This is a genomic window from Thiomonas sp. (assembly GCF_054608695.1).
Genome location: NZ_JBTRXV010000001.1, coordinates 1 through 22,715, shown reverse-complemented (window position 1 = coordinate 22,715; position 22,715 = coordinate 1). Strand labels below are relative to the sequence as shown.

The 22,715-nt window shown below is 61.6% G+C and carries 29 protein-coding genes and 1 pseudogene; 18 read left to right on the top strand and 12 right to left on the bottom strand.

Translation table 11 applies throughout. The features are described 5' to 3' along the window. The first annotated feature begins 221 nt into the window (after nt 1-221). The 4 genes from ACYCUK_RS00150 (at nt 222) to ACYCUK_RS00135 (ending at nt 3,075) form a co-directional block, all read left to right on the top strand. Nucleotides 222-1,274, top strand: a complete 1,053-nt coding sequence (locus ACYCUK_RS00150) for an ATP-grasp domain-containing protein (protein ID WP_461592851.1) — start codon at nt 222-224, stop codon at nt 1,272-1,274. Nucleotides 1,275-1,454: 180 nt separating this feature from the next. Further along, on the top strand, nt 1,455-1,736 hold the full coding sequence (locus ACYCUK_RS00145; RefSeq protein ID WP_461592850.1) for a hypothetical protein: 282 nt from the start codon (nt 1,455-1,457) through the stop codon (nt 1,734-1,736). A 183-nt stretch (nt 1,737-1,919) separates the two neighbouring features. Then, nucleotides 1,920-2,690: a M48 family metallopeptidase gene (locus ACYCUK_RS00140; protein ID WP_461592849.1), complete on the top strand. Its 771-nt coding sequence runs from the start codon at nt 1,920-1,922 to the stop codon at nt 2,688-2,690. Continuing rightward, complete coding sequence (locus ACYCUK_RS00135) at nt 2,683-3,075, top strand: hypothetical protein (RefSeq protein ID WP_461592848.1); 393 nt, start codon at nt 2,683-2,685, stop codon at nt 3,073-3,075. The genes ACYCUK_RS00140 and ACYCUK_RS00135 overlap by 8 nt, the downstream gene beginning before the upstream one ends. 239 nt (nt 3,076-3,314) lie before the next feature. On the opposite strand, the gene ACYCUK_RS00130 is transcribed toward ACYCUK_RS00135, so the two are convergent. The 4 genes from ACYCUK_RS00130 to ACYCUK_RS00115 form a co-directional block, all read right to left on the bottom strand. Further along, a complete protein-coding gene (locus ACYCUK_RS00130) occupies nt 3,315-4,019 on the bottom strand; it encodes a hypothetical protein (RefSeq protein ID WP_461592847.1) in 705 nt (234 codons plus the stop codon). Nucleotides 4,020-4,122: 103 nt separating this feature from the next. Next, the gene (locus ACYCUK_RS00125) at nt 4,123-4,311 is read right to left on the bottom strand and encodes a type II toxin-antitoxin system RelE/ParE family toxin (protein WP_461593176.1); all 189 of its coding nucleotides are present in this window, start codon (nt 4,309-4,311) and stop codon (nt 4,123-4,125) included. Beyond that, the gene (locus tag ACYCUK_RS00120; protein ID WP_461592846.1) at nt 4,281-4,718 is read right to left on the bottom strand and encodes a hypothetical protein; all 438 of its coding nucleotides are present in this window, start codon (nt 4,716-4,718) and stop codon (nt 4,281-4,283) included. Before ACYCUK_RS00120 ends, ACYCUK_RS00125 begins: the two co-directional genes overlap by 31 nt. A 238-nt stretch (nt 4,719-4,956) precedes the next feature. Next, the gene (locus ACYCUK_RS00115; protein WP_461592845.1) at nt 4,957-5,205 is read right to left on the bottom strand and encodes a hypothetical protein; all 249 of its coding nucleotides are present in this window, start codon (nt 5,203-5,205) and stop codon (nt 4,957-4,959) included. Nucleotides 5,206-5,355: 150 nt separating this feature from the next. Between ACYCUK_RS00115 and ACYCUK_RS00110 the strand changes: the two genes are divergently transcribed. From ACYCUK_RS00110 to ACYCUK_RS00085, 6 genes are all read left to right on the top strand, one after another. After that, entirely contained in the window at nt 5,356-6,687 is a 1,332-nt protein-coding gene (locus ACYCUK_RS00110) for an RNA-guided endonuclease InsQ/TnpB family protein (RefSeq protein WP_461592844.1), read from the top strand. Between the two features lie 71 nt (nt 6,688-6,758). Continuing rightward, nucleotides 6,759-7,640: a PfkB family carbohydrate kinase gene (locus tag ACYCUK_RS00105; RefSeq protein ID WP_461592843.1), complete on the top strand. Its 882-nt coding sequence runs from the start codon at nt 6,759-6,761 to the stop codon at nt 7,638-7,640. A gap of 70 nt (nt 7,641-7,710) precedes the next feature. Further along, nucleotides 7,711-7,959, top strand: coding sequence for a hypothetical protein (locus tag ACYCUK_RS00100; protein WP_461592842.1), 249 nt, complete (start codon nt 7,711-7,713; stop codon nt 7,957-7,959). 17 nt (nt 7,960-7,976) lie between these two features. Further along, complete coding sequence (locus tag ACYCUK_RS00095; RefSeq protein WP_461592841.1) at nt 7,977-8,165, top strand: hypothetical protein; 189 nt, start codon at nt 7,977-7,979, stop codon at nt 8,163-8,165. Nucleotides 8,166-8,290: 125 nt separating this feature from the next. Further along, on the top strand, nt 8,291-8,545 hold the full coding sequence (locus tag ACYCUK_RS00090) for a DUF4160 domain-containing protein (RefSeq protein ID WP_461592840.1): 255 nt from the start codon (nt 8,291-8,293) through the stop codon (nt 8,543-8,545). Nucleotides 8,546-8,555: 10 nt separating this feature from the next. Beyond that, a complete protein-coding gene (locus tag ACYCUK_RS00085) occupies nt 8,556-8,789 on the top strand; it encodes a DUF2442 domain-containing protein (protein WP_461592839.1) in 234 nt (77 codons plus the stop codon). A gap of 157 nt (nt 8,790-8,946) precedes the next feature. Here ACYCUK_RS00085 and ACYCUK_RS00080 read toward each other — a convergent pair whose 3' ends face one another. Together ACYCUK_RS00080 and ACYCUK_RS00075 are read right to left on the bottom strand one after the other, a co-directional pair. After that, complete coding sequence (locus ACYCUK_RS00080; protein WP_461592838.1) at nt 8,947-9,855, bottom strand: metallophosphoesterase; 909 nt, start codon at nt 9,853-9,855, stop codon at nt 8,947-8,949. Between the two features lie 552 nt (nt 9,856-10,407). Next, nucleotides 10,408-10,776, bottom strand: a complete 369-nt coding sequence (locus tag ACYCUK_RS00075; protein ID WP_461592837.1) for a hypothetical protein — start codon at nt 10,774-10,776, stop codon at nt 10,408-10,410. Between the two features lie 231 nt (nt 10,777-11,007). On the opposite strand from ACYCUK_RS00075, the gene ACYCUK_RS00070 reads away from it, so the two are divergent. Next, complete coding sequence (locus ACYCUK_RS00070) at nt 11,008-12,156, top strand: ATP-binding protein (protein WP_461592836.1); 1,149 nt, start codon at nt 11,008-11,010, stop codon at nt 12,154-12,156. 437 nt (nt 12,157-12,593) lie between these two features. On the opposite strand, the gene ACYCUK_RS00065 is transcribed toward ACYCUK_RS00070, so the two are convergent. Both ACYCUK_RS00065 and ACYCUK_RS00060 read right to left on the bottom strand, forming a co-directional pair. Further along, the gene (locus ACYCUK_RS00065; protein ID WP_461592835.1) at nt 12,594-13,475 is read right to left on the bottom strand and encodes a hypothetical protein; all 882 of its coding nucleotides are present in this window, start codon (nt 13,473-13,475) and stop codon (nt 12,594-12,596) included. A 75-nt stretch (nt 13,476-13,550) separates the two neighbouring features. Then, a complete protein-coding gene (locus tag ACYCUK_RS00060; protein ID WP_461592834.1) occupies nt 13,551-14,444 on the bottom strand; it encodes a hypothetical protein in 894 nt (297 codons plus the stop codon). 129 nt (nt 14,445-14,573) lie between these two features. Between ACYCUK_RS00060 and ACYCUK_RS00055 the strand changes: the two genes are divergently transcribed. From ACYCUK_RS00055 to ACYCUK_RS00045, 3 genes are all read left to right on the top strand, one after another. Continuing rightward, on the top strand, nt 14,574-14,966 hold the full coding sequence (locus ACYCUK_RS00055) for a hypothetical protein (protein WP_461592833.1): 393 nt from the start codon (nt 14,574-14,576) through the stop codon (nt 14,964-14,966). A gap of 1,011 nt (nt 14,967-15,977) precedes the next feature. After that, nucleotides 15,978-16,367 (top strand): hypothetical protein, encoded by a 390-nt coding sequence (locus ACYCUK_RS00050; RefSeq protein WP_461592832.1) that lies wholly within the window; start codon nt 15,978-15,980, stop codon nt 16,365-16,367. A gap of 125 nt (nt 16,368-16,492) precedes the next feature. Then, a complete protein-coding gene (locus tag ACYCUK_RS00045) occupies nt 16,493-17,314 on the top strand; it encodes a metallophosphoesterase (RefSeq protein ID WP_461592831.1) in 822 nt (273 codons plus the stop codon). Nucleotides 17,315-17,554: 240 nt separating this feature from the next. Here the strand turns inward: ACYCUK_RS00045 and ACYCUK_RS00040 are convergent, their stop codons facing one another. The 4 genes from ACYCUK_RS00040 to ACYCUK_RS00025 form a co-directional block, all read right to left on the bottom strand. Beyond that, nucleotides 17,555-17,761: a hypothetical protein gene (locus ACYCUK_RS00040; protein ID WP_461592830.1), complete on the bottom strand. Its 207-nt coding sequence runs from the start codon at nt 17,759-17,761 to the stop codon at nt 17,555-17,557. Continuing rightward, nucleotides 17,758-18,000: a hypothetical protein gene (locus tag ACYCUK_RS00035; RefSeq protein ID WP_461592829.1), complete on the bottom strand. Its 243-nt coding sequence runs from the start codon at nt 17,998-18,000 to the stop codon at nt 17,758-17,760. Before ACYCUK_RS00035 ends, ACYCUK_RS00040 begins: the two co-directional genes overlap by 4 nt. Nucleotides 18,001-18,118: 118 nt before the next feature. Next, nucleotides 18,119-18,727, bottom strand: coding sequence for a hypothetical protein (locus ACYCUK_RS00030; RefSeq protein WP_461592828.1), 609 nt, complete (start codon nt 18,725-18,727; stop codon nt 18,119-18,121). Then, complete coding sequence (locus tag ACYCUK_RS00025; RefSeq protein WP_461592827.1) at nt 18,724-18,936, bottom strand: hypothetical protein; 213 nt, start codon at nt 18,934-18,936, stop codon at nt 18,724-18,726. The genes ACYCUK_RS00030 and ACYCUK_RS00025 overlap by 4 nt, the downstream gene beginning before the upstream one ends. A gap of 323 nt (nt 18,937-19,259) precedes the next feature. Between ACYCUK_RS00025 and ACYCUK_RS00020 the strand changes: the two genes are divergently transcribed. The 4 genes and pseudogenes from ACYCUK_RS00020 to ACYCUK_RS00005 all read left to right on the top strand — a co-directional run bounded on the left by ACYCUK_RS00020 (nt 19,260) and on the right by ACYCUK_RS00005 (nt 22,639). Then, on the top strand, nt 19,260-20,327 hold the full coding sequence (locus ACYCUK_RS00020) for a hypothetical protein (RefSeq protein WP_461592826.1): 1,068 nt from the start codon (nt 19,260-19,262) through the stop codon (nt 20,325-20,327). A 943-nt stretch (nt 20,328-21,270) separates the two neighbouring features. Then, nucleotides 21,271-21,717 (top strand): annotated as a pseudogene (locus ACYCUK_RS00015) (ribonuclease H family protein); the annotation flags it as partial. 359 nt (nt 21,718-22,076) lie between these two features. Further along, on the top strand, nt 22,077-22,328 hold the full coding sequence (locus tag ACYCUK_RS00010; RefSeq protein WP_461592825.1) for a hypothetical protein: 252 nt from the start codon (nt 22,077-22,079) through the stop codon (nt 22,326-22,328). Between the two features lie 5 nt (nt 22,329-22,333). Beyond that, entirely contained in the window at nt 22,334-22,639 is a 306-nt protein-coding gene (locus ACYCUK_RS00005; protein WP_461592824.1) for a hypothetical protein, read from the top strand. The last annotated feature ends 76 nt before the right edge of the window (nt 22,640-22,715 follow it).

Sequence of the window (22,715 nt, the reverse complement as noted above, 5' to 3'; positions counted from 1 at the left end):
CGTGGGATCTCCGGACAACGGCCGGAAGGGCGAAACATGTAATCAGGAGACCTTATGTTCATACGCGACATACAGAACACGGACGCAGACCGCGCCGAATTCCGCGCGCGGATCGAGACGGATTACGAGGCCCGATACCCGGGAGGCATCGCATGATCAGCCAAGTACTGTATTGGTGGCCATTTACGGCAAAACCTCCCCTGGACAAAACCCGCTCGGCGGTGAACGCCGCGCGGCAAAAAGCGCATCTCGCGCGATGGGCCGATCTGTTCCCGGAATACCTGGAATCGGAAACCATCGACTTCGAGGACTTCTGGGAGCCCGCCAGCGAAGTCCTGGCCCTGCTGGACCAAAAGGTCCACGTCTGGTTGCTGGATAAAGAGGCGCGCCGCCATCCCGTGGGAACCACCCCGGTGGAACCCGATGGCAGACAACCTACCGTCGTGATGGGACAATTTCCCGCCTTGCGGCAACCCCGCTCGCCCACGCCCCTGGCCCCCTGGTGGAGTTCCTATCTGGACCGGGAACCGGTTTGGCCGGATTCCGGGCAGATCGAACAGGCCATCGCCTACGCCTTGCTTCCGGAATTCCAGCAAAGGGCCGGGCGCAAGCTTTGGCTGGCGGGGATACCGGCGGCAGATTCGGGTTCGCCGCGTTTCGACCGATGGATCGGCGGGAAAGCGGATCCGGACGCGATTTCCGTGGCGGAAACCCTGCTGGAAGCCCATCGGCAAGGCCTGCGGAAGGTGTTCCTGAAGATCAACCTGGCCAAGTACCAGACAAAGGCGCTGGCCCTGCCGGACACGCTGGATCGGGCGGGCGCCGAACGGCTGGTATTCGACACCCTGGGATTCACGATCGCGCATCTGGAAGGTTTCGGTAATGTCGTGCTGGTGCAGGAATGGGTGGACTTGCGCAAGGAATATCGGTGCATCGTGATCGATGGCCGAATCGTCTCCGGCGCCGGGCTGATACCGGCCTTTACCCCGCTGGATCGCCGGACTGACGACGTCTGGGATCGGCAGGTGCTCGGCCGCCAGGAAGACAACGAACCCGTCTTGATGTTACTGGACACGGAATGGTCGCAGTTACAGCGCTTTGCCGAAGAAACCGCGCAGGCCATGGCCAAGCGCCACGGCCTGCGGCATTACACGCTGGACCTCGCGTTCGTGGGCGGGTCGCCGTGCGTCGTCGAGGTGAACCCGCCGTACAACTTCGGGTTATACGCCAACGATCCGGCCCGGGTAACCAAAGCCATCCTCGCCTTGGACTGATCCGGTCTTTTTCGCCCACGGGCAGGGCTCCATCCTGGCACAGGGCCGGCATGCCGATCCGCGGCTCATCGCGTTATACTGGGCGGGATTTGCGGAGGCGCGCGTATCGCCCAGCTATAAGGCCGGGCGTGGATTGAAACAAACAAACAAACGGGCAAACAACCGAAAGGAACCAATCTAATGACAGCAAAACCAAGCGGCAATCTCCTTACACTGTACATTGTCCCCACCACATTGCCGAAGATCGCCGGCCAGCGCCGCATCGTGGGGCGCGAAGGGGACTGGAGCGCCCGAGATTCCTATCGCAACGATCCGTCCCAATGGAAAGAGATGGGTCTTATGGCTTCCGATGGGCACTTGGTCTGCCTGGATGCCGGTCCGGAAGCCTATTTGGAGCTTAAAAGCTGCGAACCGCTGATGGCGGGGCTACAAATAAGGGTAATCCGACCAGTCGAGGCATAACCAAAAAACGGTGGGATTTGGCCATCCGGAGCGGATGAAAGAAGAGGATGCCTGAAGGTGCTGTGGCCGACCAGCGGGATATGCGGCTTTCAGACCGGAGCTTGCGCTCCGGTCTTTTGTGTCCTACCTCCGCATATTGGAGATCGTCCTATATTAGGCAGGATCATTTTCCAGGAGAGAATCATGTTAGGACACTTGTTCCGGCGCGTCGCTTCGGATGCGGTCTATGTGTGGGGTCTGTTGGCGGGTGCCAGCGCCCTGCCGGGGTACACGTCTTTGGTTTATCTGGTGGCTTTCGCTTTTGGCTATGCCTTTCTGTCCCGGTGGTTGACAGGCCTACGGCAGATTCGCCGAATCCGCCGTCAGGCCGTTCCCGACACCCATGGGGTGCAGGCCCGGACAGATCGCCTGGCGCAACTGGCAGGAGTCCCGGCGCCCCAGGTGCTGTGTTTTTCCGCCAGGCGCCTGCAGGCGGCCACATTGGGTTTCCTGCCGGGAAGCGGTGTCATCCTGGTGCAGAAGGATCTGCCCACGGTATTGCCCGACCTTGAGCTGGAAGCCATTCTGGGGCATGAGCTGGGCCATATCGCGCATGGAGACGTATTCCGGCGTTCGGTGCTCCAGGGATTGGCCAACATGGCCGCCTTGAGCCTTGGCTACGGAGTGTTCGCCCAGTTTCAGGCGCAACTGGGTACCCAGGACGCGCTGATCCTGGGGTTGGCGGCCGCCACCGGCGTGTTGCTGGGGATGGCCGCATGGGTAGCACCCATTTACCAGCATCGGCAGGAATTCGAGGCCGATATATTTGGCGCGCGCCTCAGCTCGGCACCGGCCATGGCTTCCGCATTGCGCCGGATGACCCGGCCCAATGCGCCCAGAACCCCGAACAGCCTACACCCCTGTCTGGAGGACCGTGTGAACCAGTTGCAGTCCTTAGGAGGTTATCATGCATAGCCAGTCGCCGCAGAACTATCAGGCTCGGACCAACTATGTCAGATTCAAGAACTTGCCCGGGCTTCGACAGGCGTTGGCGCCATTTTCGGTGGTAATAAAGGAAAAGAACGGTCGCCATGCCTTATTCGGCTTTAAGTCCGAAGCTGACAGCGTGCCGGCCTCCCTGCTGTATGTAGATCGGCATATCTCCCCGTTTCTGGAGGACGGAGAGATTTTGGTCGTACAGCAGATCGGCTGGAAGGCGTCCACTGGCGAGTTCACCAGCGGAGCATGGGCCGTGGATTCAAGCGGGCGTTGGGTGGCCATCGAGATGGAGGACATTTACGCCATTGCCGCAAAGCATTTCGGAGTTCCACTGGAAGCCATCTCCCGTTGCGCGGATTAGCCTAGCCACGTTTTGCCGGCGCTACTTGCGCCGGTTTTTTTTTGTGGCCGGCGCTGGTCCTCCCAACGGGAGGTGAACCTGGGGAGAACACCGGGATTTACGGAAACCGGAAGGGAGGACGCGCCCCATGATGCGGAGCGTAAGCTCCGCAATAGAAACCCGCCCCAAATTATAAGGGCGGAGTCCGGTCAGGCGCCAACCGGCAGCCACAGCGATGGGTTGGTGCGGGAAAACCAGTATCAGTTCGGCAGGATGCCCAACGTGTCGACATCACAGAAACTGGACAGGGAATTGGCGCCCAGCACGTAAGGCATGTTCAGGTTGGGCGCCGAAGAGCCAGCTTGCACTCCGGCGAACACGGCGGCCGTACCCAGTTGGGGATAGGCCCCGCAGGGAGAGCCGTCATCCACCAGGTACCCGGCTCCGGTATATACGGTGTAGGTCTGGCCGCCCGCGGTGATCGTCTGGCTGCCGTAATCCACCTCGGGAGCGGTTCCGCTGTACACATACGGGATCGGCGTCGCGAAGGCGGCGTTGTTGAGATTCCCCGTCACCGACAGTGACTGCACGTCGGACGGATTGGCCGGAATGCAGAAGGTCACCGTCTGGCCGTACGTACCCGATGTCGTCACCCCGAAGGTCCCGTTGACCGTTGCGGTGTCCGGACTGGCGGTCCCGGCTGAAGCGCTGCCGCCGGTCAGGGAGGCAGCTCCCGCCGGGCAACTGGTCGAGTACCCCAGACTGGTCATCGTCGCGAACAGGGAGGACAGGCTGCCCGGCGTAGTTCCGGTTTGCGTCGCGGAGTCCTGCGCCTGGATCAGCCAGTAGCCCGCAGGCCCGGCCTGGCCGCCCGGGATCCTCGTTCGGTACACAAAGGTCGTCGCCCCTGCGGTGGATACCAGCCCCAGGGCCAGCGCCAGACCGGCCATCCACAGGGGTCTCATTTTCAGGGGAATGTGCATGACCGTCTCCGGCGATCCAGGTTGACGGAGTATAGGAACAACGGCGCCAGGCGGCCGGAAGTGGGCCACTCCTGGAAAACCGGCGTTAACGCGCCGAGGTCGACGGCACCTGTTGCGCCGTGTGCTTCGCTCTCAAAATCTGCTCGGTGCGGGCCCCGGCCAGCGCCCGATAAAAAACGACGTAGTTCGGATGCACGACCAATTCGCGCAACCAGTCGGGTAGGCCCGGCCGCCCGGTGCGGCCTAGTTCGGGATGCTGTGCGAGCGGCTTGATTTGTCGCGTAGCTCCTTGCCGAAACCCTTGGCTCGCCCCGGGTTGTCTTTGCCGATGTACCGAACAATTGCGCGCAAATCCTCGCGGGCAAGCCACCGGCTATAGGCCGCGGCTTCGTGCGCTCCGCGCATTGCCTGGGCGCGGTTTTCCCGGCTCTGCGTGATTTCCTGCTGGTCGAGGTTCCAGTTGGTCGCGTCGATCTGGACAACGGCAATGCCCATGTCGCGCAATAAGATCAGCGCGGAACGGGGACTGCCAAAGCGGCGCGGTTCGGAACTGTGTGCCTTGGACAAAATGGCGTCCTGCCCGCTCCGGGTAGCGATCTCCATGAAAAACCCGCCGCCCTGCCCTTTCAAGGTGACGCCGACAACACCGCTGGCGGTGGCGCGCAGCGGCTCTAACGTCATGGGGTTTTCAGCGCTTTAACCGGCGGGCGACGACCAGCTTCTCGCGCGATTCCTGGGTTTTCCGGCTGGGGAGCTCCCCGGCATCCGGAATGACGACTGGGGGCATCGCGCCTGGCCGGTGATTCCGGACGGCCAACAAAAAGCGACCGGTCCGAAGACCTGCCGCTGAAACTGGTTGCCGCTGTTTGTTTGTTTGTTTCAATCCACGTCCGGCTACAAGGCCGGGCGATACTTCGGTTCAGGCTGGGCCTGCCCGAAGATTGGCAGGCGCCTCGAAATTCGCGCAACGTCGGGTCTTCCAGACGGGATCGAACAAGATGGGATAGAAAAACCAGCCGTTCCGGATGCCGTGTGGATCTCCGGTCATCGCCGGATCCGGATTCAGGCACCGCAAATGGGTATTGCCGGGGACGGCCCCGGCCTGGCTGCAAAAGTGGCACTCGTTGTGTTCCGTCAGACTGGGAATGGCCGATGGGGCGTTATTCATGATAGGACTCCTTATCGCGTGGACCTCGCCAGTATAGGACCGGCCAGCCTATACCACTTTTACGTGATGGCTCCCACCATAATCTCCGATTTGGCGGGAGCCATGATGAAGGTATAGCCGCCAGAGCCTATCCGATGCTATACTTTTATCATGAACTCGCTCCAGCGAAAGATCACTTACCGCCTGTATCCCAACGCCGAACAAACCCTTCGGCTGGAATCGGCGTTGGGCCTGCACCAGCGTCTCTACAACACGGCACTGGAGGAGCGCATCCGCATCTATCAAACTGAAAAGCGCTCCATCTCCTTCGCCGAACAGTGCCGTGACCTAACCCGCTGGCGCAAGTCGGTTCCAGCCTTGGGCGCCATCAATGCGCAAGCCGAACAAGTGACGCTCAAGCGCATTGATCTTGCCTTCCAGGCTTTCTTCAGACGGTGCAAAAGCGGGGAAACCCCTGGGTTCCCCCGCTATAAATCGATCGAGCGTTTCCGTGGCTGGGGCTACAAGGACCACGGAAACGGATGGAAACTAATTCCAGGACCGAACGACGGCGCCCACGGCTGGATCACCATGCAGGAGGCCGGCGGCCGCATTCCTATCCGTGGCAGATCACGGCTGCCCGGCATTCCTAAGACCTGTGAAATCCTGCATCGCTCCGGACGCTGGTACGCTTCCGTTACCCTGAACGTCGAGGCGTCCGGCATCCATCGAGAGGCCGGCACCGGCCTGGCGGCCTTCGATTGGGGCGTCAAAACCTTCCTGACCATCGCCGCCGAGGATGGGACGTTGACCCCGGTAGACAATCCTCGGCATTTGCGCCGCCAGCTGGAAGCCGTCCGGCAGTTGGGCCGCACCATCACCCGAAAGCGTCGCGCGGCCCAGGCGGCATCAGGCAAGACGACCGGCTTCCCGGTTTCGGCCAGTCTGCGCCGGGCGTATGCCCAGTTGGCGCGGCTTTATGGAAAGGTGGCGCGCCAACGGGCGGATTTTCTGCATCAGACCAGCAGTTGGCTGGTCAAGACGTTCGGTGCCTTGGGCACCGAACAGTTGAATGTCGCCAGCATGGTGCAATCTCCCGCCCCGGGTGGTAAACGTCGAAGGGGATTGCACCGAGAGATTTTGTCGACTTCGCCGTCGGCGTTCCTCCAACAAGTCCGGTACAAAGCGGAAGAAGCTGGTACCGGACTGGAGGAAGCGCCGACGCGCAAGCTGAAACCAACGCAGCGTTGTCACGCTTGCGGCGTACTGCCGAAAGAAAAGAAGCTTCTTTCGGACTCGCGGCATGCGTGTCCGCATTGTGGCGCCCAGGCAGGGCGCGACGACAATGCGGCTTTAGTGTTGCTACATTGGTTGAAGCTGAGCCTGAAATTCACCGGCCAGGAACTGGCCGAGGTGCTCAGCGGCGTCAGACATTGGGACGGAAGTCCCAATGCAGCCGCAATACAGCACGAAACTCTAGCTATATGCGCGTATGCGCTTTAGTCAGAGCAGTTCATTGGTGATCCCCCGAGTCCCGGAGCCCGTCTCTGAAACCCCGAATCGTCTGTGTCGGCATGGTCACCCTGGACCATCTCATGGTGGTCGACGCTCATCCCGTGGAAGACAGCGAGAATCCCGTGCGTGCCAGCCTGGAAGTGATCGGCGGGCCGATCGGCCGGGGCGCCATCGCCGCGGCGCGCCTGGGCGCGAACGTCCGCTTGCTGGCCACCTGCGGGAACGATCTGCATGCCCGGCGCATGACCGAGCTGCTGGAACAGGAGGCCATCGAACTCCACCTGCAGTTCCGGCCGGTCGCCTCCCAGCGGTCCTTTGTGCTTCTGTCCGGCGACAAGCGCACCACGGTATGGTCAGCCCAGCCGCCGGCGGACGCCGCCCTGCTCTCCCGGATTCCGGAAGTCCTCCAGGACTGCGATGCCATCCTGATGGACTGCACGGATCCGGTCTTGTCCCACGCGGTGGCTGATGAAGCCCGTCGCCGGGGCATTCCGACCCTGGTGGACACCGGATCCTACAAGCCGTGGGTCGAGACGCTCCTGCCCAAAATCACTCATCCGGTTTCCCCGGAGAAATTCTTTACCGGGCGGCACCCCGGCCTGGCTCCGGAAACCGCTCTGGGCCGTGCCTGTGCCGGCTTCCAGCCGGTCTGGTGGGGGATGACCCAGGGACGCCGGGGCGGCCGCTATTTGGCGCGGACGGAAGGCCCCCTGCCGCAGACCTACGCCGCACTGCCGGTGACCGCAGTGGACACCTGCGGTGCCGGGGACGTGTTCCATGGCGCGCTGGCGTACGCCGTGGGGATAGGCTATCGGGCCCGAACCGCGTTTGACCTGGCGGCCTGGGCGGCAGGCCGGAAATGCGCCGTGTTCGGCAACGACGGGATCCCGTATTTCGGGCCACGCAGGCGCTACGCCGCAAGCGGAGGAGCGGCCTCCTGACCTAAACACGGACAAGTCCAGGACCAGGAAGAGAACGGCTCCCTGGAAGTCAACGGGATCGAAGTTAGCAATGTTCGTTTTCTATTTTGCCGTTGATGCCTACCGTAACTTCACTCGGCCCAAGGCGTTAGGGGGAATAGGTCGCGGCTGGTTCATTTTCAGTGGCATCATCGATATCCTCATCGCCTTACTGTTCATTGTCACCTGGCCGCAGGGATCACTGGTGTTGGTGGGCATCTTTGTCGGCGTGAACCTTATCATCGACGGAATCGTCCTCATCATGGTGCGCAATACCGTAATTCAACCCCCTAAATCCTGATTGAGAAAAGGAAACCTATGTTTGCCATTAAAGCGTTGTTTACGGATGAAGTATCGGCCAGAACTGTGTTCGCTGAATTTCAGGAAACTTTATCCGAATCGCGGGAAGGCCCCGCAGAGTTTTATGCCGTGCTGCAAAAAAATGCTTCAGCAAGGTTTACGGCTGAAACCTGCCATTTTCTCAGAAAAAAATGTGGTGGCTTGTGAATTCTACGGCTTTGATGAGAAGGAATCCGCGATGGCGACAGCAGCATTGACGGACGCTGGGACATTGGAAGTTATCATAGAGTAGCAGCTTAATGACGTAGGAGCGAAGATAGCCAGCGATTAGCATGTTCTATGGTATCGTCATCTATCTTTTCTTCTTCGATGACGAGAAGCACCATCAACCGCATATCCATGCCAAGTATCAAGGGCAGGAAGCAAGTTTCGCAATATCGAATGGAGCGCTTCTTGCAGGTGAGCTTCCTCCAGGAAAAACCAAAATGGTGGAAGCCTGGATTGAAATTCACAGAGAGGAATTGATGGCTGATTGGGAACTGGCGGTTAGTGGGCAAAAACCGTTCGCTGTCGATCCCTTGCGTTAAGGAGCCCGACATGGAGTCAGTGCTGTCTGTTCATCCGCACGACGATTTCCGTCTGGAAATCAGGTTCAATACGGGAGAAACCCGTATTTTCGATGCACGGCCGTACTTGGAAAAAGGGGTGTTTGCCCAGTTGAAAGAGCTGTCCAAGTTCAGGCAAGCCTTTGTGGCGCGGGGCACCGTGTGTTGGCCGGACGATCTGGACATCGCTCCGGAAACTTTGTACATCCGGTCTCAACCTTTATGATGATTTAGGTCCAGCTTCCAAGCGAAGCTGGATTTTTATGGGTACGCCCTGATCCCAGACGGCTGAAAGCCCCTGCCTCATTTCATCCGAACGGTGGGACGCAGGCCGGGTCTGGAGCTAGGCCCGCTCTCTCCCGACCGGGGCCGCCTTCCCTGACTCAGCGGGTTTCTTCGGCAGTTGCCTGTGCGCCTTCGACCGACACCCCGGCCAGCAATTCGGTCAGGCCGTATCGACCACGGGCCGGTCTTCCGGACGGAGTGGCCTCCTGGTCCAGATCCAGCAGGCACTGCGGATTCCAGCGGGGATTCTCCAATACCAGGCCATACCGGCCTTCCCGCGGATAGCCGCACGGATTGGCAACGATCCGTGCTGGCCCGATCCGGTAATCGACGGAGTCATGCACATGGCCGTGGGCCCAGAGTGCCGGCGCCCAGCTTTCGACCTGGTCATCCAGTGCAGAGCAGAAACCGCTGCGGATAGAGGACGCTGCGTACTGCGGATGCTGGCTTCGAAAGCTCGGGGCATGATGGGTGAGCACCACCGTCGGCAGACCGGCCTGATCCGAGCCGGAAGTGAACTGTTGCGCCAACCACCGGACATCTCGGCGATATTCTGCCCAGGCATCCTCCGGATGGAACAGGGCGTCCCCTTCCCGAATGACCCGGAAATCGTTCATCCCGTTTCGGCACGCGTCCAGCTGTAGGCCCTGCGCGAAATCCGTCCATAAGGTCGTTCCCAGAAAACGGATCCCATCCAGGATCAACGCCTTCCGCTCCAACAGATGGAACCAGCGCCGGTCCACGGCGGCACGGATCTCGTCACGGACCTGCCCCAGATCGCGGCCATAGGCCTCGTGATTGCCAATCACCATGACCACCGGACGGCCCTGCCGGTTAACCGCGCGCAGCCAAGCCCCGATATCCGCGGGCCGGCTCGAGATATCCCCCGTCAGGAGCAGGATGTCGCCGACGAAATCGGCTTTCGTCCACGGAAAATCCCGCTTTAGGTTCCGGTAGCGCTCGAAATGGGTATCGCTCAGGAGTTGCAGGGTGGGTAATCGGGACATGGCAAAGTCTATCGGCTTCGGGAAAGCCCTAGTATAGCACCGGGGACCACTTGGGTCAGGCCCGCCTCCCGCCCGGATGATCCTGGAAGAACAACGCTGAGACGGACCCCGGAGCCTCGCCGGTTTTCCGGGCGGAAAGCCGGACCATGGGAACGGCCGGAATCCGTCCCCAGGACGGGGTTTCGAGGATCCGCAAGTTATGCGTTGTCGTCTGGCCTAACGTATAACCCAGGAGGAACCGCCTGTTCAGAGGCCCCCAGTACGCCGCCCGTGGACCTGGTCGGAAGTACCGCCTACGCCGAAGCGTTCAGGGAGCACACTCGTGGTGTGCTCCTCTGCTGGCGAACACCTGCGCTCCCGCCCTTGGACCCAGCCCCTAAATCGCCCTGCCCGGCCACTCTCCTGGCGAACTTGTAAGAGTTCCTTACAAGTTGCCCCTTCGGTCAGCCACCGGGCGTCGCCTGCTTTTAATCCAGCGGAGTTGTGGGTCTGGAACAGAAACGCAGCCCGGAGGCTGCGTTCTGGCACGGGAGCCCGCGATGCGGGTGGGGTTCAGCCCATGTGCAGCAGGTGCTCGAACCGGCCGATGAAGATCTTCAGACCTTCCATGTCTTTCGCCAGTTCTTCCCGCCAGGGCCGCTCGGCATGTTCCGGATCGTGCCATTCAAACACGTCTGGCTCCTGATAATCCACCAGGATCACGACCTTGCCGGAACCGGCATGCTGATGCGCGTCCTCCGCCCAGGCCAGCACCTTCTCGGCATCGGCCTCGTCCAGAAATTTCTTGAACACGACGGACGCGTTGCCGGTGTCGGCGTCAAAGGCCATCTCGCCGCCCTGGTCCTTCAGGAAGGTGACGGCATCCAGGCTGTCCGGTTCGGCGGCATGCAGGAAGGCTTCGATGGTTACACGTTTGGTCATGGGTTTTTCTCCAAAGAAAGTCCGCCATGGGGCGGTACCGGATATTCGGCGCAGGAGTATAGGTACCCCGCCAACTCCCCGGGAAGGACGGCGCGGGACCAGGTGTCGGCTTCCGGCAGGCAGGGACCGGATGGCTGCGACCGGAAGTCACACGCCGTTTTAAGCTGAATTAAGTTTGTATACTTAATTTAAGATCAGTAGAATAATTGATCATAATTTTCGGAGGACCTCATGACCCACCAAGACTTTCTCTTTCATCGCCCAGATTTGGCTCATAGATATGCGGACAGCCTGGAAGGCCGCAGTCTAGTGGATGCCAGTTCCGGACTGTTTCTGGCAGCGCCCCGGCGGACCGGAAAGACCACCTTCGTACGGCAGGATCTGCTGCCGACCCTGGTGGCACGCGGAGCGACCCCAGTCTATGTCGATCTTTGGGCGGATCGGTCTCGGGACCCTGCGCTGCTGATCTCGAGCGCCATCCAGTCCAAGCTCCAGGAATTCGCCAGTACGATCCGAAAGCTTGCCCAGGTGGTGGGCTCGGCGCAGATCAATTTGTTCGGCACCGTTCAACTGGGCCTGGCCCAGCCAGAATTGCCGGCAGCGATCACTCTGGCCGACGCGCTGGAGGCGCTGTCCGTCGCGGCGCAAACGCCGGTGGCCCTGGTAATCGACGAAGCGCAGCATGCCTTGCTCACCCCCGAAGGCCGCAATGCCATGTTCGCGCTGAAAGCCGCGCGCGACCGGCTGAGCCATGGAGTAACCGGACCCCGGCTGAAGCTCGTCATGACCGGTTCCAACCGGGACAAGCTGGCCTATTTGGTCCGGGACAAGGATCAGCCTTTCTTTGGTGGTACCATCACTCATTTTCCGCTGCTGGGGAAGGAGTTCCTTGAGGCTTTCGCGGCCCACATCAATCGGTTTCTGGCGGCGGACAACCAGTTCGAGGCGGCGGATCTGTGGGAAGCCTTCCGCCTGGTGGGATACCGTCCGGAAATGCTGCGCCGTCTCGTGGCGAACCTCGCTCTGGATGGCGGTGCTGAGCGCCTGAGAGTGGATTTGCGCACCGGTGCCCACAACCTGAGAAGCCAGATTTGGGGGCAGATGGAGGCGGAATTTTCCGGGTTGACCCCGATTCAGCGGGCGGTGCTGGAAACATTGATCGAAACCGGGGCGGGCTGTGCGCCATTCAGCGATACCTTCCTGAAGACCTGTGCCCAGAAACTGGGAAGGACGGCCAAACTGCCAGCCGGCACGGTTCAGGGGGCCTTGGACGCCCTGCGGGAGAAGAATCTGGTGTGGCGCGCCGACTGGGGCGACTACGCCTTGGAGGACGAGAGCATGGCGGAGTGGTATCTGGGCAGATCGACCGAAACCTCCTGACCAAACCCGCCGCACAAGCGATTATTCCGTGCGGGATCTGGGCGGACGTATCGGTCCTCCGCCGTGGAAACAGCCCCCGGGAAGGATCCGGGAGAACCGGGTCGATTGCGGGATCAGACGGTATCCCGCTGGTAGCCTTCGGAAGCTGGCCTTGGCAAATCCAGAAGGAGCGGCCGATGCCTGCGCGGGCGTGGCCTACCCAAGGCCGCGTCCCATCGGTTGGTGACCGTTTTGGTGGATCCCGGGGCTATCAGCCCAACCTTAGCATACCCACAACCTATATCAATAAATCTGTTATTTTTGCTTTTAATAAGATGTCCTAAAGCCAACCTGTCCAGATCATCCAGCCTTTGTGAAGAGATATCATGCCTATAGGATGATATCTTGTTTATGCTTCTATCCCCATATTGGTTTAGAGTTCCTGAATTCATAAAAAATTACCAAGCCAGGCTGGCGGATCCCCCTGTCCCGGAATTCGCGCTGGTGGCGGTACCCCCGCCGCCGCTAATGGCCGCGCCGCCCGCGCCTCCAGTTCCGGAAGTATTGGCGGTTACCGTCGTGCCGGGGGCACTGAAATTCTCGCCACCAGAACCGCTGTAGCAACCGGCATCCGTCCCGTTGAAGCCCCCGCCGCCTCCGCCGGGGAGACCGCCGCCTCCCCCTGGAGTCTGGGGGCCTCCTGAGAGAGGAGTTGCCCCACTGTCCGGGCTGAAGGCGGTCCCATTGGCACCGCAATACACATCGACTTGTCCGTCGTAATCCGTATCGTAGCAGCCCGCTCCGCCGAACCCGGAGCCTCCCGGGCCGGGAGCCGCGAAGGGCGCCGCGGATTGATTGGCGGGGCCACCGGCGGTTGGCGGATATTCCAGGCCGCAGTCTCCGTTTAGGTCCCAGATCGCGCCGCCACCGCCACCCGCCTCCAGCAGGACGTCCGACGCGTCGCAAGACAAGCCGGCGCAGACCATCGTCGCGCCACCGCCGGCGCCGTCGTAGCCATCGCTGGGGCCTCTCGCGCCAACGATCACTGTCAGGGTTTCTCCGGGGGAGACCGGAAAGCTTCCGGCGAAACCACCGCCCGGCGCTCCGGCGTAGGTACCTCCGCCCCCGCCGGCACCCGTCAGGTTGGCGGTGGCCGTGGTTACACCGGCAGGCACGGTGACTTGATAGGTTCCAGGGCCAAAGGAAGTCCATCCAGGCGGAACCGAAGCCTGGGCACCAACGATCATGACCCGGTATTGGTAAAAGGCATCGGCCGTGGAGGCCAGGCCCAGGCAGCCGAGCAGGCCTAAGAGCGGAATTGCTTTGCGGAGGAAGCGCATCAGGGGAGAACCGACTGATCAGGGGATATCCGAATATAGCGACGCCCCGGGAGCAGACGCACGGCCCGTTCCCGCTCAGTGCCAGGCGATGGCGACGGAGCCATTCGCGCCTGGCAGATCCCCGATACCACCTCCCGGAGCCCCGCCTCCGGGCGTGTCCGTCGGCGCCAGCATGATAGACGCCGCATAGTCGGAACCGCCGCCACCGCCACCGCCCGTATAGCCGCCGCCTCCGTCGCCACCGGAACCTCCTCCGAAATACCCGTCGCCACCCCCGCCACTCCCCCCGTTGGTGGAGCCCTGCGGAAGGACAGGAGCTCCGCCCTGCATCCCGGACCCGGAATTACCTGGATCCAGATTGACGCTGGGATACCCGCCGCCCCCGGATCCGGGACCAGCTTGGGTCGCCCCCGCTCCGCCTTGAGCGGGATACGAACCCGCAGTACCGTTCGCGCCGGAGCCTGCGATCAAGCCCCCATCCCCGCCGTCCGCCCCGTCCTGATAGGAGTCATGCTGGCCGGCTCCGCCGCCACCTCCGGCGACCCCATAGCGCGTTCCGCTTCCGGAAGCCACCTCGCTATAGCCGCCGCCGAAACCCCCATCGGAGCCGGAAGCCCCAGACCCGCCCTGGCCCACGGTGACAGCCCAAGTCTCGTTGCCCGGGTTAGGTACGTCGAAGGTGATCTCCCCGCCGTTGCCACCTACGGCATAGGCAGCTCCCGACCCGCCGGCCCCCCGTAAGGTCACCTGCAGGGTCGAGCAGCCGGCGGCGGGGATCGTAACCGAAATCGTCCCCGGCGTAGTTTCGGAGAGGCTGCCGGGTGTACAGACGGGTGCCGGGTGCCCACCGGGGATTTCGGTCCGGTAGATATAGGTAGTCGCGGCGGCGATGGCGGGCGCGCCCAGGATGAACAGACCCAGCGTGGCGAGGAGCGTCGGGATCCGGATACGAGATGACCATGAAACCATGCCAGGAGTGCCTATGAGGACTAAGTTCCTAGTATAGGCGCGCCGGGGAAGCGCCCGGCCAGTGTTCCGGTTCCAGGATTCCTATATTCCCGTACCAAGTGTTCAGGCCAACGGAATAAGGAGAGAATCATGAAATATTATCGCGCGTTTCATCCTGTCCAGAATGACGCCACCCCCACAAAAGGCCACTCGCAAGGGGCGTTTTCCCTGCTGGCCCTGCTGCTGGTAACCAGCCTCGGGATGATCGTCTGGAGCGTTCAGCAACCAGATCTCTGGGCCGCCTACGTGGTAATAGGCCTGGTCGTTCCGATCATCGGACTACGCCTGGCGATGGAGATCAAGGAGGAGTCCAAATGGAACCAGAGCTGGACCACCGGCCTGATCCTGGCATTGGCCATCCTCTTGGCGACCCTGGCCGAGATGTACCTGACCGGAATACTGAACCCGGCCTGGATCGGTGTAACCGCAGGCATTGGTAGCGCCACTGTCATCGGCCAGATACTCGCTAAGGTGGTGTTGTAGCGGCTATTTAGGGCCCGGACTCGTTCCGGGCCTTCGTTCGTGCCAGGCGCTAGCAGCGGGCTGTGAGTCAGGCCCCTAACCGAAGGGGCCAGGCGGGCAGCGCCAACCGGTGTACGGCTCCTCAGGCGTGGCGAGCAACCGCATGAAGCGATTCAGTTGCCGTTCACCTTCTTTGCGAATGACAGGCTGAAACGCGCGTCGACGGCCTCCAGCAACCGCACGGCGGCGCGATGGCCCCATCGAAGGGGCCAACCTACAGATATCCTGGGATTTATCACGACTCGCTGCGTTTTTGGGTGAATGTGATAAATATCCATGCGATCCAAGTGTTAGAGAGATCGGCCAAGCTCCGGCAAGGAAAATCAGCAGGACCGGCCGGGATGGGTGAGCCGCGAACCGATCCCTGAACGAGGAAGCGGAGCCGGTTGCTAGGAAGGGGGCGTCTGAATCACCGTACAAGAGCTCGCCTGCCGATTCGTTGGCCCAGGTTAGAAACCGGAAAAATCCCCTGGTTCTCCATCGCCGTGTTGTCCGGTTGACACCGCAGACGCCCCTGGCATAGCAACCGACTTGGCGGATTTCGGACAACGCCCAGGCTTCCTATCCGGGGCCAGTCCCGCAACCGGTTCCGATATTAGGCGACTTATGCTATACTGTTTTTATTTATGGCCGCCATCGCGCCGGAGGTAAGTTTTGCTGGCCCGCAACCCAGGATCCGTAACCGCTGTTGCCGCACTCTGTTCCCCATCGAAGATCCCCCGGACGGCCCGTTCGCTCCCTGGCTTGGCGCTGGTTACCGTCATGGCCCTGGGCCTATACCAGGCGACGGACTCCACGAGTCCTCCCGAAAGACTGGCCGCCCCTTCGCCGCCGCGATCCTTGGTGACCCAACCAATCGCGCCACAACCAACCGCGCCCCGGACGGTAGCCCGGATTTCCGCGGCGGAAGCCCGGTTGGCCCCCCTGGGGAGCCCAGGGGCGCTTGCCCCCATACAGCAACGTGTCCTGCACATGGCCCATCAAATTGGGAAACAGGTCGGCATCGGCGACCGGTTGGCCGCGGTGGCCTACCAGGAAAGCTCTCTGGGCCTGTTTCCCAATAGTCCTGGTCATTACGGCGCGGGGTCGGTGGGGCAACGCGCGTTGCAGGTCGTCCTGAAGGCCCACCCCTGGCTGCAGGCCTATTTCCAGGGCCGAAACTGGGCCCGGGAGCTGAAGCGAAGTCCGTCCGTTTCGCTCTGGGTTTCGGCCTACTACCTGATCCACTGTTACCACCGGGCGCATGAGCATTGGACCGGCGCCTACAGCTTGTACCGTTATGGCTCGATCCAGCCCGGGGCGCCTTATCCGGAACGAATCCGCCAGAAGCTACGGCTGGTTAGGCAGGTGCTGAAGATTTAAGCTGGCGCTCGTCCAGAGAGCGCACGGCGCCCTAAAGCTGAAAAGCCTTATCGATAAGGTACCAGAGAATGCCAAGAAACTACCAAACGCACACCGCCTCTGTTTGCCGCACTGTGCCTGTCAATATGACCGGCCGCGACTTTGTGGTGGGCGATCTCCACGGAAGCCTGCGCCTGCTGGAAATAGCCCTGGAAGGGGTCCACTTCGATCGGGGCCGGGACCGCCTCTTTTCCGTGGGTGATCTGGTGGATCGCGGCCAGAATTCCCTGGGGTGCCTGCAACTCTTGCAGGAGCCCTGGTTTCATTGTGTTCGGGGAAATCACGAAGACCTGATGCTGGATTTCCTGGACGACGGGCACCAGTATGGCTCCGGTTCCCGCCATGCGTGGCTTGATCAGGCCAACGGCAGTGGATGGTATTTCGAGTTGTGGCATGAACGCGCCTACCTCGAAGAGACCTTGGTCCCGATTCTTCGGCGGCAACCCCTGTTTCTGACGGTGCCGCTACCGGACGGCCGCCAATTCCATGTCGTGCATGCTGAGATCGTAACGGCCGGGTACGATATGGGGGAAGGCCATCTGGCCTTCTGGACGGACGATACGCTCTCCGAATTGCCCGGCGAGATGGAGCGGACCGCGTTCGTTTCCGGCTATGGCGACGTGACCACCTTTCGCAATCGCCTGCTGTGGGGCCGTAGCCAGGTCCTTTCGCTGAACTACGGAGCCGTGCCGGAAGACGAGCTCCTCGGGATGCGCCCGGGACTGTCCCCCATCTACTGCGGGCACACCATCCTGCCCGGTCCCGGTGGAGGCACGTCCTGGCCGCTGGTCCTGCAGTCCCATGTACTGCTGGATACCGGAGCCTACCAGGCCGGCCGCGACCAGAACCGGGGCCTGACCGTAGCGGAGCCGTTGACGGGCGGGTTCTGGTTTTTCGGCGCACCGTAGTTCAGTTTCTGGCAACCTGGAGTTACTAACTGTAACGGCGATAATTTCGCCAGATGATTCGCCAATAGGCCCGCCATGCCTTCCATTGCCATCTATTATTATGAGGATCCGTCGTTTGCGCGCTGGATCGCCACGTCCGGAGACGTGGCGAACACCGCTGGGATGCCGGACTGAGGCCGCGACCAGGCATCGGCCGGTAAGGGGCCTGACCGGAAGCGCCAGGCCCGCGAGGCACGCGGTTCAGGCCGCCAGCCGTCCCGTCCTTCTCAGCAGCTCCCACACCGCGTCGATTTCCTTTGCGGTCAAGGCATGGCGGTCCCGCAAGGAATGGTGATCATTGGCCGACGAGATCTCCCGCCCCAGAACACGCCCGGCGCATTGCCGCCAGTGCGCGCCGAAATCCGCGAGCACGCCGTCCACGTCCAGGGCGACGACGGGAGCGGTCATGCGCGGTCCTCCGCCTCCCAATGCGTCACCTCGATCTCCGCCACGCCGTCCGGCAAGCAGCCTGGCGACATTCTCTCCGCCAAGCGATCTCGCCGAAGCTTGCATTGGCACAGGGCGAAATCCAGCTGATCCCGCGCTTGGGTGTGTTCCTTGATCTCCCTGTCCAGCAAGCCGATTTCCGCCTGGATTTCCGCTCGAGGCAGGGCGGCGACTTCCTCCTGCATTTCGGCGTCGGTCATGACGATTCTCCTGGCCGATAGCCCACCAGCCGCTGATTTTCCACCAGAAGGTTCTCCGGCCGGTCCCCCGCGGATTCAGATGCCCAGGCATGGGCGCGAAGGACGAAAGCGATGGGGCTCATGCTTTGGGCCGTCCCATCCGGGCTACCGCCTCGTCGATCTGTTTCCGGGTCAGGTGAATCGTCCGCCCGGCGCTGCTGTCCTTGACCGTGTCGTCGGTCAACGGAAACTGGCTGACGACGATGTTCGGCTCGGAGTACACGGGTTCCACCTGGTCGGTTTGCGGGTCCAGGCAGAGGATCCAGGTCGCATTGGATTCCGGCGGAGAAAAGAGCCCTTGGGGTCGGCCTGGGGCAGCACGCCACCCGATTCGAGTGTGGTACCAACGCGCCCGTTCCGGATTGCTGTACTGCGTGCTGTAGGGGATGCCATAGCCGATGCTGTCGCACATCTTGTGCAGATGCCCGTGCATGCCCTTCAGGTAGGTGATGGTGGTGAACGTCTGGCCGCGGAGCTCGTAAATTAGCTTGAGGCCGCGTTTCTCCTGGAAATTGACGATGTTGGGGGATCCGACCGACAACGCGGATTGCTTGTCCACCACCTTTTGCTGCTGGTTGATGACAGCTGATCCCCATAGAGGCCGGGGCCTGGTCGGCCCCTTGCAACCGGCCAAGGACAGGGCGGCCAGGAACAGGCCGCCGGCAAGCAGGGTCTTCGACTTCTTCATTGCGCACCTCCGGCGCTGTTGGCTGCGGCATTGGCTTCGGCCTGATCCTGCTCGGCACGGATCTTCCGGTAGAAGCGTTCCAGATCCGGCGGCAGGGGTCCCCGGTATGCCTCGAATTCGTCCACGATGTCAGACCGCAGGGCGGCCTTCTGGGCCGGAGTGCGCGCCAGGATGTACTGGGCGCGGGCCTGTTCCAGTTGCTGGATCATGCCATGGGTGTATTCGGGCGAGTGGTGGAAGATCTGGTTCTGGACGGCGGCGTACTTGGGCGCGAAGAAGGCGAAATTCGCATAGCCCGCGTAGTTGAGGCCGAACAGGGAGGCCTATTAGCCCTAGCAGGACATATGTCAAGCGGAGGCTCCTCTGCGTCATATGGCGGCTACCATGGAATATGTGAGTATAGTATACTTTTAGTTTGTTTTTCGGTCAACGCGCCGCTGGCCTGAGCACGAACGGACCATCGCCATCATCTGAATGTCAGGCCCCAGGACGGGAACCTATACTAGGCAGGCTCAGAAATGTAGGAGGCACCATGTTGGCAAAACAGCTTAATCCCGAAAGTCCGGAGTTCCCCCGCTACCAAGGGCTATCCATGGAGTGTGACCAACTCCGGATCAGCCTGTCGGTCTATGAGTACCTGCAGAATCGGCTAGGCATCTCCCGGGGTCTGCTACAGGACTTGAACAAGCTCGGCCTGGTCCTGGCCGGAGGCGCGGCGGCCGCCTTGGTGGACGTGGCCCAAGGCCGTCCTCCGGCATCGGACCCCGGCGACGTGGATTTTTTCTATAAGGGCTGGACCCTGAGTCACGGCGAACCGGTTGCCGGGCTTCCCGGCCTCAACCGAATGGGCTCCATCGCCCAACGGCTGTGGTACGACGGATTCGAAGAACAGCCCGAGACCAACGCGTTTGCGGTCACCTTCCGAAAGACCTTTGTTCCGGCCAGGCCCCCGGCGCTTGTGCCCAGGAGAAGCCCGTCCGTCTGGAGCTTCGACCGCATGCCGGAGACTCCGGAAGAAGTCTTCGAGAAACCCCAACCCGTGACGATCTCCCTGCAGATCGTCACGGTAAAAGAGACCGGGATGCTCCGGTATGGGGAGAATGACTTTCAGCCCAAGGATGCGAAGGCCTGCGCCCTGAACATGCCCGTGTTCAGCCGGTTTGATTTCACGATTTGCCGGGCGGAGCTGGACGGCACCGTCTTGCAATTCGATCCGGATCTGCCGGAAGACCGGCAGAACAAGACTATCCGGCTGCGGCATCTGGCCAGGAATCCGCTGGCTGCCCTGCTGCGGATCAACAAGTATCAGAAAAAGGGGTATACCGCTCCGATTTATGAGCTGGCCAAGGTTTTTGCCATCTATGATCAAATGCCGGAAAAAGAAAAAACCGAGATGCGACCCGCGCTTGAAAAGCTGGGCCAAGCAGATTTCCGGTTTGAGCCGATAACGTCTGATCCCAACAGCCCGTATGGGGCCATGGCCAACCTGAACGTGGACATGTTCACATTGCTGCGAGCCAATCGTCAGATGGAGACTAACGGTATTTTCTTCTCCAGGGAGATCGCTCCCCCGATTGACGACGGCTCTATCCCGTTCTAATTTCTGCCGTAGATAAAACCGTTACGATTACCGCAGACGTTCGGTCTGCGGTTTTCTTTTGATCCAGGCCAACCAGCAGCCCTGCCCAACGCGAACACCGGACATGTGGTAATTGCCGAAACACGCCACTTCCGGTATACGGTTCGTATAGAACTCCACTGGTACGACATTTTCGAACCGGAAGCCACCGGCAAGGCATTTCTCCGCCGGATTCCGCCTTTGGGCGAGCCGACACAGTCGGCGGTGCTGGTCAAGCAGTATCCCGGAGCGGCCCAGACGGCTGATTCGAAGCACCCCCTGGAGTTTCAGGCAACCTGGGTGAGCCAGCAGGAAGCCAATGGCTGGTTGTCGCGCAAAGCCTGGACAGCCTATGCCCACCCGCGCTCGGGTGACCGACTATTTCGGCCATGGGTTCCTGGCTATCTCAACATGCGCCCCATGTTCACCAAGGCCGAGCCGGATACGTCCCTTGGGCGGGAGCCCGGCCTGTGGACCAACGAGCAAGGCCGGCGATTGTCATTGCCATCGTTGGAGAGAGCTCCCGGACTCGAGCTCGAGCTGGAATCGGCCTTGGCCTACCAGCGAGTACTGCTGGATTTCCGGCCCGGATATTTCCATAGGCCAGGGCCGATGCCATCCAGGCGAGCAGCCGCGATCAGGGAGCAGCCTCAGGGGCTGCTCCTTGCGGCAGGCCGCCAGGCCGGTCTCCCTTTTCCGTTCGGATTCCGCCCGGGAAAAGCGACGGTCGTCCCAAAACGAGCCATCGGAAGAAGGATTACCCGGTACCGAAACGCTGGCGGAGCTCTTCGGCGTCTCTTCCGGGGCCATGGTCCTGCGCCTGCAGCAATTGCAGCTGCTCTAGGCTTGGCGCCGCTTCGGGCTGGCGATAGAACTGCACTTTTGCTATAATGTAACGCTTACGAAGCGATAGGGGTGTTCGAACATGGCATGGACGATTTATTGCGACGGGTCCTGCGGTCCCACGAATCCGGGGCCATGCGCTTGGGGAGCGGTGATCGTGGACCCTGCGGGCATCGTGACCGAGCACAACGGTTTTATCCAGGTCGACGGCACCAACAATATCGCCGAGTTGACGGCGGCCATCGAATCCCTGCGAAGCCTTCCGATGGCGGGCTGCCACGAGGTTCTGGTCATCACCGACAGCCAGTATGTCGTCAATGGCGTCACCGAATGGGCGCCGGGCTGGATCCGAAAAGGCTGGAAGACCGCCGACGGCAAGCCGGTCAAGAACAAGGACCTCTGGATCCGGCTGATGGCGGAAGTCCAGCGCCGGCCAGTGCGGTTCCAGTGGGTGAGAGGCCACAACGGCCATCCCGAGAACGAACGCGCCGACGAACTGGCCAATGCCGGGTTACAACTCGCGGGCCAGCCGGTTTCCCCGCCGGAAATGGTGCGCCCGGCCCAACAGCTGAATCTGGATGCCGCCCTGCCTACGGAGATTCCCGCCAGGATACTGGAGGCCGTCGAGACGGCGCGCCGTGAGCTGGCCGCGCAATTAGCCCAAGCCGACGATACCCGTGCCGACCAGATTCTCGTGGAGACCGCCACCGCGCGAATGGATTCCAAGCTGCTGGCCTCGCGGCAGAAAGGCCGTGGCGGCTGGCATACCGACCGTTGCCGGACAGCCGGCCTGGAGGCCATGTTGCGCGAGCATATAGACAAGGGCGACATGGCGGACGTGCTCAACCTGGCGGCCATGATCCTGGTCCGCCGTGAGGCTGGTTTGCCATGATCATCTACGCGCGTATCGACGGCGGTCCCGAATGCGAATGTCGCCGCTGTCTGGAAGAACGCCAGGCCACGGTTTCCACCGCCCTGGGGGATATCCCGCTCTCCATGGTGCGGATGATCCTGTGCCCAAAGTGCGGTAACAAGCGCTGCCCCCACGCATCGGACCACCGGCTGGAATGCACGGGCAGCAACGAACCGGGCCAGCCTGGCAGCATCTACCCGGCTCGCAGCCGACCCACCCAGGAGTAAATTTCGTGGCGAAAAACGACATCGTACTGGTAGGCCACATCGTACGGCAGGCCAACGGCCGAGAAGTGAAACGGTATCCGATCGTGTCGTTCCTGGATGGGGGAACCAGGGTCGAACTGATGGGGGAGCACGGGAACTTCCACTCGGACCTGGTTACCGCGGCAGGAAACGGCTACCAGATGGAGAGCCCTGATCCGGAGATCCAGGCGCGTTGGGCGACGGCCGTCAAGCGGGCAGCCGAACGGCAGGAGATCGCTTCGCGGGCGACCCGGTTGGCGGCGGACAGTGCCGAACCGGCAGCGGTGTCATGACCGCCGTTCCTGCCGATTCGAAGCCCATCGCAGCCAGCTCGGCGCTGACAGAAGTGCTGGGCGCCCTGAGCCGGCG

Excerpts from the sequence above, each read along its gene's own strand:
- ACYCUK_RS00110 (WP_461592844.1), top strand. The coding sequence starts at position 5,356 with ATGAACTCGCTCCAGCGAAAGATCACTTACCGCCTGTATCCCAACGCC.
- ACYCUK_RS00045 (WP_461592831.1), top strand. The coding sequence starts at position 16,493 with ATGACCGGCCGCGACTTTGTGGTGGGCGATCTCCACGGAAGCCTGCGC.
- ACYCUK_RS00090 (WP_461592840.1), top strand. The coding sequence starts at position 8,291 with ATGTTCTATGGTATCGTCATCTATCTTTTCTTCTTCGATGACGAGAAG.
- ACYCUK_RS00120 (WP_461592846.1), bottom strand. The coding sequence starts at position 4,718 with ATGACGTTAGAGCCGCTGCGCGCCACCGCCAGCGGTGTTGTCGGCGTC.
- ACYCUK_RS00020 (WP_461592826.1), top strand. The coding sequence starts at position 19,260 with ATGTTGGCAAAACAGCTTAATCCCGAAAGTCCGGAGTTCCCCCGCTAC.
- ACYCUK_RS00030 (WP_461592828.1), bottom strand. The coding sequence starts at position 18,727 with ATGAAGAAGTCGAAGACCCTGCTTGCCGGCGGCCTGTTCCTGGCCGCC.
- ACYCUK_RS00010 (WP_461592825.1), top strand. The coding sequence starts at position 22,077 with ATGATCATCTACGCGCGTATCGACGGCGGTCCCGAATGCGAATGTCGC.
- ACYCUK_RS00085 (WP_461592839.1), top strand. The coding sequence starts at position 8,556 with ATGGAGTCAGTGCTGTCTGTTCATCCGCACGACGATTTCCGTCTGGAA.
- ACYCUK_RS00145 (WP_461592850.1), top strand. The coding sequence starts at position 1,455 with ATGACAGCAAAACCAAGCGGCAATCTCCTTACACTGTACATTGTCCCC.
- ACYCUK_RS00050 (WP_461592832.1), top strand. The coding sequence starts at position 15,978 with ATGGCCCATCAAATTGGGAAACAGGTCGGCATCGGCGACCGGTTGGCC.
- ACYCUK_RS00040 (WP_461592830.1), bottom strand. The coding sequence starts at position 17,761 with ATGACCGCTCCCGTCGTCGCCCTGGACGTGGACGGCGTGCTCGCGGAT.
- ACYCUK_RS00060 (WP_461592834.1), bottom strand. The coding sequence starts at position 14,444 with ATGGTTTCATGGTCATCTCGTATCCGGATCCCGACGCTCCTCGCCACG.
- ACYCUK_RS00095 (WP_461592841.1), top strand. The coding sequence starts at position 7,977 with ATGTTTGCCATTAAAGCGTTGTTTACGGATGAAGTATCGGCCAGAACT.
- ACYCUK_RS00070 (WP_461592836.1), top strand. The coding sequence starts at position 11,008 with ATGACCCACCAAGACTTTCTCTTTCATCGCCCAGATTTGGCTCATAGA.
- ACYCUK_RS00025 (WP_461592827.1), bottom strand. The coding sequence starts at position 18,936 with ATGATCCAGCAACTGGAACAGGCCCGCGCCCAGTACATCCTGGCGCGC.
- ACYCUK_RS00080 (WP_461592838.1), bottom strand. The coding sequence starts at position 9,855 with ATGTCCCGATTACCCACCCTGCAACTCCTGAGCGATACCCATTTCGAG.
- ACYCUK_RS00115 (WP_461592845.1), bottom strand. The coding sequence starts at position 5,205 with ATGAATAACGCCCCATCGGCCATTCCCAGTCTGACGGAACACAACGAG.
- ACYCUK_RS00135 (WP_461592848.1), top strand. The coding sequence starts at position 2,683 with ATGCATAGCCAGTCGCCGCAGAACTATCAGGCTCGGACCAACTATGTC.
- ACYCUK_RS00105 (WP_461592843.1), top strand. The coding sequence starts at position 6,759 with ATGGTCACCCTGGACCATCTCATGGTGGTCGACGCTCATCCCGTGGAA.
- ACYCUK_RS00065 (WP_461592835.1), bottom strand. The coding sequence starts at position 13,475 with ATGCGCTTCCTCCGCAAAGCAATTCCGCTCTTAGGCCTGCTCGGCTGC.
- ACYCUK_RS00140 (WP_461592849.1), top strand. The coding sequence starts at position 1,920 with ATGTTAGGACACTTGTTCCGGCGCGTCGCTTCGGATGCGGTCTATGTG.
- ACYCUK_RS00035 (WP_461592829.1), bottom strand. The coding sequence starts at position 18,000 with ATGACCGACGCCGAAATGCAGGAGGAAGTCGCCGCCCTGCCTCGAGCG.
- ACYCUK_RS00130 (WP_461592847.1), bottom strand. The coding sequence starts at position 4,019 with ATGAGACCCCTGTGGATGGCCGGTCTGGCGCTGGCCCTGGGGCTGGTA.
- ACYCUK_RS00055 (WP_461592833.1), top strand. The coding sequence starts at position 14,574 with ATGAAATATTATCGCGCGTTTCATCCTGTCCAGAATGACGCCACCCCC.
- ACYCUK_RS00075 (WP_461592837.1), bottom strand. The coding sequence starts at position 10,776 with ATGACCAAACGTGTAACCATCGAAGCCTTCCTGCATGCCGCCGAACCG.
- ACYCUK_RS00100 (WP_461592842.1), top strand. The coding sequence starts at position 7,711 with ATGTTCGTTTTCTATTTTGCCGTTGATGCCTACCGTAACTTCACTCGG.